8 protein-coding genes and 1 CRISPR repeat array are annotated in these 12,710 nt (G+C 39.8%); of the genes, 4 read left to right on the top strand and 4 right to left on the bottom strand.

The features are described 5' to 3' along the window. The first annotated feature begins 531 nt into the window (after nt 1-531). Nucleotides 532-1,890 (top strand): magnesium transporter, encoded by a 1,359-nt coding sequence (gene mgtE / locus ACE1CC_RS02250; protein WP_413268851.1) that lies wholly within the window; start codon nt 532-534, stop codon nt 1,888-1,890. Nucleotides 1,891-1,940: 50 nt separating this feature from the next. Here the strand turns inward: mgtE and ACE1CC_RS02245 are convergent, their stop codons facing one another. Together ACE1CC_RS02245 and ACE1CC_RS02240 are read right to left on the bottom strand one after the other, a co-directional pair. Then, nucleotides 1,941-2,678, bottom strand: coding sequence for a hypothetical protein (locus ACE1CC_RS02245; protein WP_413268850.1), 738 nt, complete (start codon nt 2,676-2,678; stop codon nt 1,941-1,943). After that, complete coding sequence (locus ACE1CC_RS02240) at nt 2,662-6,687, bottom strand: hybrid sensor histidine kinase/response regulator (RefSeq protein ID WP_413268849.1); 4,026 nt, start codon at nt 6,685-6,687, stop codon at nt 2,662-2,664. Before ACE1CC_RS02240 ends, ACE1CC_RS02245 begins: the two co-directional genes overlap by 17 nt. A gap of 271 nt (nt 6,688-6,958) precedes the next feature. Between ACE1CC_RS02240 and ACE1CC_RS02235 the strand changes: the two genes are divergently transcribed. Beyond that, nucleotides 6,959-7,966 carry an aspartate carbamoyltransferase catalytic subunit gene (locus ACE1CC_RS02235; protein WP_413268848.1) on the top strand — a complete coding sequence of 336 codons (1,008 nt, stop codon included), beginning with the start codon at nt 6,959-6,961 and terminating at the stop codon, nt 7,964-7,966. Between the two features lie 89 nt (nt 7,967-8,055). Continuing rightward, a complete protein-coding gene (locus ACE1CC_RS02230; RefSeq protein ID WP_413268847.1) occupies nt 8,056-8,553 on the top strand; it encodes a molybdenum cofactor biosynthesis protein MoaE in 498 nt (165 codons plus the stop codon). Between the two features lie 443 nt (nt 8,554-8,996). Here the strand turns inward: ACE1CC_RS02230 and psb34 are convergent, their stop codons facing one another. Beyond that, nucleotides 8,997-9,164 (bottom strand): photosystem II assembly protein Psb34, encoded by a 168-nt coding sequence (gene psb34, locus ACE1CC_RS02225; protein ID WP_413268846.1) that lies wholly within the window; start codon nt 9,162-9,164, stop codon nt 8,997-8,999. A gap of 134 nt (nt 9,165-9,298) precedes the next feature. Between psb34 and ACE1CC_RS02220 the strand changes: the two genes are divergently transcribed. Continuing rightward, nucleotides 9,299-9,544 (top strand): hypothetical protein, encoded by a 246-nt coding sequence (locus tag ACE1CC_RS02220; protein ID WP_413268845.1) that lies wholly within the window; start codon nt 9,299-9,301, stop codon nt 9,542-9,544. Nucleotides 9,545-9,681: 137 nt separating this feature from the next. Here ACE1CC_RS02220 and ACE1CC_RS02215 read toward each other — a convergent pair whose 3' ends face one another. Next, nucleotides 9,682-11,367, bottom strand: coding sequence for an RAMP superfamily protein (locus ACE1CC_RS02215; RefSeq protein WP_413268844.1), 1,686 nt, complete (start codon nt 11,365-11,367; stop codon nt 9,682-9,684). Nucleotides 11,368-11,537: 170 nt separating this feature from the next. Beyond that, nucleotides 11,538-12,299: a CRISPR direct-repeat array (repeat unit 36 nt; unit sequence GTTTCCAACAAATCCGATTTGACCCAATCGGTAGGG). Nucleotides 12,300-12,710: the final 411 nt, after the last annotated feature.

Genomic DNA, 12,710 nt, shown 5'->3' with positions numbered 1-12,710 from the left:
ATGCGGTCTATTGATTTTGCCTCTTTACTTTTGGCTAATTATTAATTCTCTAAAATGCTGCTACTAATTAGTCTTTGCATCTGGGTGTCTTTGTTTAGGAGCATCAACTACCTGTAGCCAACTTTAAAGAGAAACAATATTAGTGGGCTGTTCCATTACCATGATAATTGTCTGAATCGTAGAATCCATTTTTGGTGCCGAAGAAGAGACTCGACAGTATAAAAATCACGGTTAGGGCTAAAAGAACGATTTTTACGTCCATTGGAAAATCTCTGTATTAGATAGATTACGGTAGCTGAATTCTAGCATTGACACTCCGTTCTGTAAAACTTACTTAAATCTGATTTGATTGTGAATTAGCAGCTTAAGGGATAGCATATAAATACTGGTACTGTGCCATATCCGTGCTATTTGTATCAGTGTCGAATTCAGTTGTTTAAATTCATGGACAAAAGTCCATTATCGGACAGTATTATCCTCCCCTAAGCTGGTGACGTTTGTCTCCCGGCGCGGGGGAGACTAGGAGGTTGTATGCTGACACAGGAAGGGCGTGTTGCGCTAGAGGATATTGCTGATTTAAATCAGCTGAAGTGGGAACTTAATTCTTTGCCAGCTGTGGATGTTGGCGATTATATTACGGAGTTGCCGAGGAAACGACGAGCGATCGCTTTTCGCTTGTTAAACAAAGCTCAGGCAATTGATGTTTTTGAATATTTACCGCAGGAAGTGCAGGAAGATTTAATTGGTTCGTTGCACGATACTCATGTATGTCAGATTATGGAGGCAATGCGACCGGACGATCGGGCAGAATTATTTGATGAGCTACCAGCGGGAGTGGTAAAAAGATTGGTACAGCAACTCAGTCCTTCGGAACGACAAGCAACGGCGACTATTTTGGGTTATCCAGAAGGTACGGCGGGTCGGGTGATGACGACTGAGTATGTGCGGTTGCGCGAAGGTTTGACGGTTGGCGAAGCTTTAAGCAAAATTCGTTTAAGTGACCAGGATAAGGAAACGATTTATTATGCTTACGTGACTGACGATAACCGCAAGTTGGTGCAGGTGGTGTCGTTGCGGCAGTTGTTGTTTTCGATTCCTAATGCTTTGATCCGCGATGTTGCTAGTAATCGGGTAATTAAAGCTTATACGGAAATGCCTCAAGAAGAGGTGGCGCGATTGATGCAGCGGTATGATTTGCTGGCGTTGCCTGTGGTCGATCGCGAAGACCGTTTGGTGGGTATTATCACGATCGATGATGTAATTGACATTTTAGAGGAAGAAGCTACCGAGGATATCCAAAAGTTAGCTGGGGTAGGTGGTGGTGATGAGGAAGCTTTGTCGCCGCCTTTGGTGACGATTCAGAATCGTTTACCTTGGTTGTTGGGGGTGATGGCGTTGTATATTGGGGCGGCAAGTGCGATCGCGCCTTTTCAAACTGTGATTTCCCAAGTTCCAGTTTTAGCGGTAATTATGCCAATTTTTTCTAATACTGGCGGAACTGTGGCGATTCAAGCTGTAACTGTGACTATTCGCGGTTTAAGTGTCGGAGAAGTTACGCCTTTAGATACGCTGAAAATTTTACGTAAGGAAATTTTAGCGGCTTTGGGAACTGCTTCCGCTTTAGGTTTAACTTTGTTTTTACTCTCTTTTATTTGGACTACTCCGAGTTCAAGATGGGTGGGTATAATCGCTGGGTTAGTAATGGCAATTAATGTGTTTGTTGCTGTGATTTTAGGCACTTTGTTACCAATGGGAATTAAGCGCTTAAAACTCGATCCGGCGATGATGAGTGGGCCGTTATTAACTACTACTTTGGATGCAGTGGGATTTGTAATTTTCCTTTCTTTAATCTCGCTATCTTTAAATGTTTTTGGTTTAAAGGTTCAATGAAGGGGACTGGGGACTGGGGACTGGGGACTGGGGACTGGGGACTGGGAATTTTAGATTTTAGATTCCATTTTTCCCATCTCTCCATCTCTTTCTGCTAATCTGAAGCTAAAGAATAAAATTAAACCGAAAAGTGCGATGCTTTCACCCAATAATTCTGTCAATTCTTCAATTGTATCTTTGACTGAGTTGACGATCGCAGTTGTGGAATTAAGACTAACTGCTATTTGAGAAACATACTGTTTAAAAAATTGAGCGTGAATAACTTCCACTCCCATTCCTCCGATTAAAAACATCACTATTCCCAATACAGTAAAGAATGTGCTTTTAGGATAGGCACGCCAAAGTGCTATTAACTGTCGATAACCTAATATGATAGTTAAGAGGATAATTGGCAAATAAAAAAATACCCATTCTATACCCCCACCTTTAAATTCTGGCATCCAATCGAAGCGATGGATAAGGAGGTGGATTTTCCAGATTTTATCCTGCGATACATAGAGAAATGCTGTGCCGACTGCTAATAGTAACAACCAAGATTTTTTAGGTAATTCATGCCGTCGCCAACAGGATGCTAATGTTAACAAAAAACCGATCGCAAACAGTTTACAGGCAGCAAATAAAACTGGGATTGTCCGGGGTATATTAAAATCAAATTCGCTGAGAGATTTACCAAATAAGATGGTGCTAATTAGATAGATTGATGCTAAGGTTAGATCGATCGCAATCAAATAAATCAAGAGTACCCGCTTGGTAGTTTGTAGAATTTTGAGTTTATCGTTTTGGTTCATTTTCGGTTTTCTTGTTCAACACTGTTTGAATAGAGATTAATAATTCTTCAGTAGTAAAAGGTTTAGAAAGAAAGCCTTTGACTTGCTGACTTGCGGCTTCGGCATTTACAGCATTAATAGTTAGTCCACTCATGGCAATAATTTCCAAATTAGGATTGATTTTTTGCAATTCATTTATGGTGCAAGAACCATCCATATTAGGCATCATTATGTCTAGTAATACTAAACTAATTTTTTCTTTAATTTGCTTGTAAGTAGCGATCGCTTGTTGCCCATCACTAGCAGAAATTACTTTGTAACCATGTGTTTCTAATAAGGTTTTAGTAATATTACGAATGGCAAATTCATCATCTACTACGAGAATCAATTCTCCTAAACCTTTTGCTATTTGGCTTGGTTCTATTTGCTGGTTTTCTTGGGCTTCTAATGCTGGTAAATAAACCTTAAATTCTGTACCTTTTCCGACTTCGCTATAAACATTGATAAAGCCGCCATGACTTTTAATAATTCCCATTACTGTGGATAAGCCAAGTCCTGTACCTTTACCCAGTTCTTTGGTAGTAAAGAATGGTTCAAAAATGCGATCGATAATTTCCGCAGGAATCCCCATTCCTGTATCTGCTATGGTCAGGACAATATATGAGCCAACTTTAGCATCAATGTTTAATTTAGCATAGTGTTCATCAATCCAAATATTTTCTGCACAAATGGTCAAAGTGCCGCCGTTAGGCATAGCATCGCGAGCATTTACACAAAGATTCATTAATACTTGATGTAGTTGTGTGGCATCTCCTAAAACAGTGGAAAGCTCGGCGGATAAATCAATAGATAATTCAATTGATTTTGGGAAAGTTTCTTTGGCGACATGACGAATTTCTGCTATTAAATGTCTGATTTGAACGATAGTGCGATCGCCTTCAATTCCGCGCCCAAAAGATAATACTTGTTTAACTAATTCTGCACCTCGTTTGGCATTATTTTTTAGAATCGGCAATAGTCGCATACTCCGTTCATCTTTTAGTTGTAATTCTAGGAGTTGCACTGCCATTAAAATGGGGGCTAAAATATTATTTAAATCGTGAGCAATGCCACTAGCTAAAGTTCCCAAACTTTCCATGCGTTGAGCACGGAGGAATTGAGCTTCGAGTTGTTTCTTTTCGGTAATGTCTGTGTTGACAACTAAAATTGATTTAGGATTTCCTGCTTCATCATAGACTAATGTCCAGCGACTTTCTACAATGATTTCTTTGCCTGTTTTAGTAAGTTGGCGGAGTTCTCCTTGCCATTCTCCTTTTGCTAAAAGAGTTTGCTGGATTTGTTGGCGATTGATAGGATTTTTATATAAAAAGTCATTGGCATTTTTACCGATCGCTTCCGCTGCTGTCCAACCATAAAGTCGTCGAGCACCTTGATTCCAAAACAGAATTTTACTATTAATATCTTTCACAAAAATTGCATCAGTAGCAATATCTAAAAGTGCTGCTTGTTCCCTGATTTTCTCTTCTGATTCCCTCCTTTCAGTAATATCTTTCATAAAACAATGATGCCCAATAAACTGCTTTTGTTTGTTGTAAGCAGCTACCATAACTACCTGTTTATAGAAATGCGATCGATCTTTCCTAACACCTCTTGCTTCAACTTCTACTTTGCCTTTTAAAAGCATTTCTTGATAAGCATTGTTTAGCTTTTCTAAATCTTCAGGATGTACAGTTTCTTGCCACAACATTCCTAACATTTCTTCTGGTTCATATCCACAAGTATTAGCATAAGCTTTATTAACAGCACGATAGTAACCATCGGTATCTAAGCGAGAAATTCCTTCAACTGCGTTTGCTAGTGCTGTACTCATTTCTCGCAATTCTACTTCGGCTTGTTTGCGCTTAGTAATATCGGTAGCAGTACCCAAAATTTGATAAGGTAAACCTTCAGGAGTTCTGCTAAAAATTACATCTCGACTAATTAACCAACACCATTCACCATTGGCGCGTTGCATCCGATATTCAGTTTCAATTACTTCTCCGTCTCTGGCTTGGGCTAAACGTTTAAAGCTTTCTTGGAGTTTAGGCAAATCTTCTGGATGAACTAGTTTTTTGACTAAACCTTCTATTTGTTGAAGTTCGGAAGGACTATAACCCAAAATTTCGGTAATTTGATGATTTACATAGATATTTCTGTCAGCTTTTAAGTCATAAAGGTAGAGTATTTCTGGTGTAGCATCGGCAATTTTTTGGAATAAACGCTGATTTTCCCAAAGGGCTTGTTTAACTATTTGTTGTTCTGTGATATCCTGATTAACAACTATTGAGCCGATAATTTCTTGCCGCTCATTTCTTAAGGGGATAGCCGAATTCAAAATAGTTTTACGAGTGCGATCGAAACGTTGAATATCAATGCACTGATTGAGAGTAATTTCTCCTTTGGTTATTGCTAAATAAGGTGCCCATTCTGGAGATTGGATCGGTTTACCTGTATCTGTCCACCAAGCTTTAAATTGCTGAGAGTCTGGCGGATTAGGAGAACTTAATCCAAAGCTTAAATTAGCTAAATCAAAATTTTCTTTCTTTACCCCCCAAATTTGACAGGTAGCGGGATTTGCTTGTAATATCTTACCCTGGTTATCGGTAATCCAAACTCCTACAGGAATGGCATTTAAAACTTTTCGCAGTAATTCTTCTTGTTGAGCTAGGGATATTTGACGCTCTTTTAATAATACCTCTGCTTGTTTCCTTTCGGTAATATCTGTATGGGAACCAACCATTCTAATTGGTTTTCCTTGCTCATTCCAAAGTGCTTGACCTCGGTCTAAAATCCATTTATAAGTGCCATTTTTACAGAGCAATCTATGTTCATTTATATAAAAAGGCGTTTTTTTATCTAAATGTTCATTAATGGCTTGCAAGGCTTTAGAAAGATCGTCGGGATGAACGCGAACTATCCATTCATTGACATGATTAGCAATTTCGCTATCTGCATAACCAAGCATTTCTTTCCATCTAGCAGAAAAGAATACTTGATTACTTTCTAAGTTCCAATCCCAAATTCCATCATTGTTACCTCGTAATGCTAATTGCCATCTTTCTTCGCTTTCTTTGAGTGCAAGTTCGCCACGTTTAATTTCTGTAATATCACGAGCAGTGGCATAAATCAAGCCTTCAGAAATTAAGGGAATACTTTTCCAAGAAAGCCATTTATAAGAACCGTTTTGACAAAGGTAACGATTTTCAAAATTAATTACAGGTAAGCCAGCATTTAACTTTTCGATAACAGCAATAGTTTCTGTTTTGTCGTCTGGATGTACAAAATTGAGAAATGGTGTTGCTAATAGTTCGGCTTTGCTGTATCCCAGTGTGTTTTCAAATGCGGGATTTAAGCGTTTAAAATAACCATCAAATCCAGCAATACAGATTAAGTCTAACGAAAGGGTAAAAAAGCGATCGCGTTCTAATGTCGCTTGTTTATAATCAGTGCTGAGTTTGATTAGCGAACTTTCATATTCGCTGTTAGTATACTTCAGCTTGGTAATGGTATCCCGTAATTCCAAAATATTAACTACTTGACGCGCTAGAGCTTGCAATGCTTCAATTTGTTTAGCAGTAATTTCTCTGGGTTTTTGGTCAATTACGCAAAGAGTTCCGATCGCTTCTCCCCCTGATAAAATTAAAGGAATCCCAGCGTAAAATCTGACAAAAGGATAGGATGTGACTAATGGATTATTTTTAGCACCCCGATCATTTAAAGTATCAGCAATAATCACTAAGTCGCGTTCTTGAAGACAAATCGGGCAGAAACCTACATTTGTTGGTACTTCTGTTAGTTCTATTCCTACTTTGGCTTTAAACCATTGTCTGTGATTATCAATCAGGTTAATAATTGCTATTGGTGTATGACAAATTTGTGCGGCTAGATGAACAATGTCATCAAATGCTACTTGAGCATCTGTACTGAGTGTTTCATACTGATGTTGCACTTCTACCTTATTTGTTTGATTGCTAGGTAGTGCAGTTTTCATTTTCACTGTTCCCATAAAAGCGGTGTATTATATAAAACATGATTTTGGAAAAATTTTTACTTTATGCTGCGATCGAGTTGTGAGAAATTAAAGTTGATGAGTGAGATTTTTCGGAGCCGATAATTTACCTGTAACTTGTTTTACCTTATTTCTGGTTGCACTTACCTCAGTGATTATTCTAGAGTTAACCATTGTATTGAACTAATAAAAAATTTTATGATTGCTATAAGTATATACACAGTATGATTTTTCATCTAGGTTATTACATTATATGAGTAGTATTTGGACACGCAAGCACATCATTTCCTTAGCTGATTTCTTACCAGCAGAGTACGATATCGTTTTGCAGACAGCTGCTAGTTTTCAAGAAGTTCTCTCCCGCCGGGTAAAGAAAGTACCGACGCTGCAAGGACAGGTGGTAGCTAATTTGTTTTTTGAATCATCAACGCGGACTCGTAACAGTTTTGAATTAGCAGCTAAGAGACTTTCAGCAGATACACTCAGTTTTGCGCCAGCAACCTCTTCATTAACTAAAGGGGAAACAATTTTAGATACGGCGAAAACTTACCTAGCGATGGGTACCAATATAATGGTAATACGGCATCGGGAAGCTGGGGTACCACAAGCGATCGCAAACGAAATGGATCGATTACAATCACAAGTGAGCGTACTCAATGCTGGCGATGGACAACATGAACATCCCTCACAAGCATTATTGGATCTGTTTACAATTTGTTCGGTGTTAGATGCAAAACAACCGAGAATTGAACTTTTGCAAAATAAAAAAGTGGCAATTGTGGGCGATATTCTGCACTCACGGGTAGCCAGATCTAATATTTGGAGTTTAACAGCAGCCGGAGCAGAAGTCCACTTAGCTGGCCCACCAACTTTGTTACCAAAGCTATTTGCCGATTGGATGCCAGAAAATCAGGAAAATTCGCCAATTCCCGAACGTAAATTATTTTTACATTGGGATGTAGAACCTGCATTAAAAGATGCAGATTTTGTCATGACTTTACGCTTACAAAGGGAAAGAATGACCCAGCATTTGTTACCAAGTTTGCGAGAATATCATCAAAGGTATGGGATTACTCGCAATAGATTAAAGTTATGTAAATCGGAAGTGAGAGTTTTACATCCAGGGCCAGTAAATCGGGGAGTAGAAATTAGTTCGGATTTAATGGACGATCCTGAGTTTAGTTTAATATCTCAGCAAGTGACTAGTGGTGTAGCCATTCGCATGGCTTTGTTATATCTGATTGGTGGGGGTAAGAGTTAAATTCAGATCCCCGACGAAAGCAGAAGTTGTCGGGGATCTAGAAGTTATAATTTGCAAGTGTTGGAATTATTCTTTTCTATCTATTTCCTATGAATTCTACTGTTGTCAGTTCACAAACTTATCCAATTGAATCCCATCCAAATGATAGTTTTGCGATTACTTTTGCCCCTTTATCTTTAGAGGAAGTTTACACTTTAGCAGATGATGCTGGTAATGGTGCGATCGTCGTAATGAGTGGGATGGTTCGCAATCAAACTGATGGGAAAGCGGTGGTTGCATTAGAATATCAAGCATATCAACCGATGGCGTTACAAGTTTTTGCTCAAATTGCCACCCAAATTCGTAATACTTGGTTAGATGTAAATCGGGTAGTGATTCATCATCGAATTGGAAGGTTAGAGATTGGGGAAATTAGTGTTTTGGTAGCTGTAGGTTGTCCCCATAGATCGGAGGCTTTTGCTGCTTGTCAATATGCGATCGACACTCTAAAACACAACGCACCAATTTGGAAAAAAGAACATTGGAGCGATGGTTCTAGCAGTTGGGTGAGTATTGGTGCTTGTGAACAACCAGGAGAAAATTGTTGAAATCCCTGAAATAATCGCTTATGCCAGGGTTTCCACTGGTCAATCCAAATAAACAATTTCGCTGATTAAAGAAAGATTAGCATCAACTACAGACCAAACCATAGAAGCCACATTAACAGCGGGTAGTCCGGTTGTCTTCCTCAACAAAGCAGTTTATCAACTAGGCAAGAGTTTAGCGTTAGCGAATGTTCCGGGTTGGGATAATTGCGGTAATTTCACTGATGAATATGGCACAACTTTAAGTGGAACAAATGCTTTACGAACTGGAGTGACAGCGATTTACGAATTGTTGTCGGAAGTATTTTGTGAATTTTAGGAGGCAGATTTATTTTGACTTTTTAGCTGAAGCAAACAATAGCAAAAACCTCAGTTTTTAGACTGAGGCAGATTGGGAGAATTCTTCTATTAGACGCGATTCACCTTAGTTAAAATCAAATAAATCCTTAGCTAACCCCAAAAGCAGTCAAAACTAACAAGGTAACAAACATAACTGCTACTCCACCTTGAAACAGGTAACGCTGTTGCTGTTCTGGTGAAGGGTACTCAGCAACGTAAACGGTGGGTTCAGCAGCGTAGTTGTTCAAAATGCCTTCTTCGTTAGTGGTGTACATTTGTTTCTCTCTCTCTCGTTTGTTTCCTTATGTAAATTAATGTAACGTTTTATTTACGATATGTCAATAAATTAAATGAGTTATGGTATGAGTCTTGCTGGCTATAGTGATAAGTGGGGGCTATAACCGGAGAAATGGGATCTGCCTGTGCCACGCTGCGCGATCGCAGACGATCATCAAAGATGATGATTACAACCAATGGCAAACCGCCTACATGGTTGTGGTTTTTATTCCTTGTTTTTGGCTCTAGCTTGGGAATCTGGCTGCAATGGAAGAAGCACCAAGCGATGTGCAATGCGATCGATCGGGAAATTTACGAAGAAGCTACCGATAGTTTTTTGCTCGATGAGTTTAAAAGGACTGTTGATTTATTAGTTTGAATTAAAGGGAAAAATTAATAATTTTAGTATTTTTTATAAAACTACTTGATTTTTTCCCTATTTTGTAGCATTACGGTGCGTCAAATTATAAATCTACTCGACAGCATCAAGGTTTTAATTCCTGACGCACCCTACAACTATGCTAAAGGCCAAAGTTTTTGAAACAATTTTTGCTCAGATGCCAAAAAGTCTAAAAATTCATCTGAATGCTCAGAATCATCAGGGAAAAAAGTTAGTAACTCAAAGAATTGATTAGTATTTCTAAGAATTGGTTTACTTGGTTCATCGGGATTTTTTTTCAGTCCAATTACTGGATACATTCGATGCCACAATCTGCCAATATTGCCAAGTTCACCTGTTACCGAAGTCCGATAAATCGAACCTTCAGTAATTCTCGCTTTAGGCAAAGCTTCCCGGTAAGGGCCATGTAGCCAACGCACAGCTTCGCAATCTTCTGCACCTTCTTTTGTTTGTCTTCCCCAAATTTCGACGGTTTCAGGATGCCAGGTTTCCCGCCAGTTGGCTTTTTGTTGAGGATTAGGGGTGATTCCTTGGAGTTCTAGCCAATCTTGGGCTACTTGGCGCACTTCCTCAATAAATTCACCGACTTTTTCTAATTTGCGAACTTTGACATCTTTAATTAAAGAACGTTCTCCATTCCATTGCCAATGACAACCAATTAGCGGTTTTGGTGTTTCAGTATCATAATATTCGGGATAAAATAATCGATGATCTGCTCTGCGCCAAGATTTACCAAAACCACCTAACAACATGGCGAATTGAGTTAAAGATTTAATCAATTTCTGCAAAGTTTCTCGCTCAGTTTCCGGGATGTTTTGGGTTAATAACCAGCTTAATTGTCCTTCTACTTTATAAGTTGGCACGGCATAAGAACCGACTCCAAAATCATTTAATTCTAAAGCGGTTTCTCGAAAGGTTATCCCTAATAATCCGACCGTTCCTTCGTCTTGGACTCCACCAAATAAAGTTTGAACTACGCTATCAGCTGTTTTGCTATTTGTTAACCCGCCAAAAATGCGTAAAGCATGACCTCTCACGGCAGCTTTAAACATATTGGGGCGAAATTCTCCGGTTTTATCTAATAATTTGGCGGCTGCACCTTGTCCTTGTAATTGGACTCGGTGAAGTACTTCGCCTGTGAGTTTTTTCGGTTGTCCGTAGCCAGCACTAACTCGGCAACCAATTCCTGTGGCAAAGGCTTTTTCCCAAATCTGCCAGATGGTTTCCCATTCGGTTTCAGTTAATGGGATATTGCTGGAAATTCCGAATTTTAATTTGGGTTTAAACAGGGAGATTTGTACAAAAGCACCTGCTGGTTTTTGGTCGGTTTTGACTTGCCAATCTTGTTGGGGATGGACGATATCAATTAGCTTTTGTTGCCAGTTTTCATCTACAGGATAACCACCATGAAAGCGGAGAATTCCTGGGGCGAAATCTCCTCCGTTTAAGGGTTTTCCACAGTAGCGTTCTGCTTGTTCTGGAGTGCAAGCATTGCGGAAAATTCCTTTCATGCTGCTACCTGGATAAAAGGGCCAACCATAAGCACCGATGACTGGGCGAACTATGCCATCGTCTTGTCCAGCATTGGTGACAAAACGCCAATTAATTGTATAAGTTCGAGTTTCTACTTCTGTGCCAAAATCGGGGGATTTGGGATAGGCTTTTTCTACCCATTCGGAAGCCCATTTTTCGGCATCTTGTTGGGTTACATCTTTTTTGAGATATTGCAGTTGGCATCTTCCAGCGGTTTGGGCTTGGAACATTAATGGTACTTTTTTGGCTGCGTCGGGTATGTTTGCCATTTTGGGTAATTTTTTGGGTGAAATTATTGGTTTTGTTTTGATTAGGTAGGGTGACTAATGAGCATTTTTCTTTGCTATTGTCACCCGTTTTTTAGTGTTTTTGGTTGGTTTGATCTGAATGCGATCGGTAGGGAAACTGCCACCTTCCAAGCGTGCATCTATCTAGTAGGGTTTCCAACAAATCCGATTTGACCCAATCGGTAGGGGTGAAGGTTGGAACAACGATCTCTATCGTCTCTAACTTGTTTCCAACAAATCCGATTTGACCCAATCGGTAGGGAGCGTACGATATGAAGGGTCAGCCAGTATTTGACCAGACCGTTTCCAACAAATCCGATTTGACCCAATCGGTAGGGCAGGACTTGGGCTTTTCTTTGCACCACCATGCAAGTTTCCAACAAATCCGATTTGACCCAATCGGTAGGGACAGCTGCAACTCTGGCGGTTTACGGAACTGTTCCGTGTTTCCAACAAATCCGATTTGACCCAATCGGTAGGGACATATTCGATGAATCAATTAAAAGAGTAGCTTGTGGTTTCCAACAAATCCGATTTGACCCAATCGGTAGGGTCACACTGCATATCAAAAGAAAATAATAGATGTGTTTCCAACAAATCCGATTTGACCCAATCGGTAGGGTTAATCAAAGCAGCAGGGGCGCAAACTCCACAGCGGTTTCCAACAAATCCGATTTGACCCAATCGGTAGGGGTTTTGCTGGAAATATGCAGGCAAAAGCTCAGTAGTTTCCAACAAATCCGATTTGACCCAATCGGTAGGGATAAAACCACACCTGAGAAAAATTGTGAAATTAAGGAGGTTTCCAACAAATCCGATTTGACCCAATCGGTAGGGACAGATTCCTGCTCTAACTAATTCTCCTTTCTCCTAACCAGGTTTCCAACAAATCCGATTTGACCCAATCGGTAGGGAGTTCGTCGCAGAGGCTATAACCAGAGAGAGTTTCAGCCATCAAATCGACGCACCTGTTAAATGGATTGTAAACCAGCATCAAAAGTGGAGTCAACAACATAGCTCAAACCTAGTTCTGGTAAAGCATCGACGTAGATTAACGAAAATCAAAGGTTGTGGCATTTAGCCCAGGTGCATCGATTAGTCGGGTGGAGGTTCCCTAATTGTGCAAAAGCTAGATTACAAGGGAAGTTTGGCAGTTTTTCGGGGAAATGATGTTTCCTCTGCAAAGGTATCGACGCACCTTAAACAGGAATCTTGTACTTGTCGTTTCAGCCCACCTGCGAATCAATTCGCAGGCTAATAGCGAAAGTCCATTTTAATGGACTGGGAAATTCCATAGGGTGCGTCAGATCCCCCAGATCCCCGAC

This window comes from Floridaenema aerugineum BLCC-F46 (genome assembly GCF_041929345.1).
GTDB classification, from domain to species: Bacteria; Cyanobacteriota; Cyanobacteriia; order Cyanobacteriales; family Aerosakkonemataceae; genus Floridanema; species Floridanema aerugineum.
The sequence above is the reverse complement of the archived record's forward strand: the minus strand, read 5'-3'. Positions and strand labels throughout refer to the sequence as shown.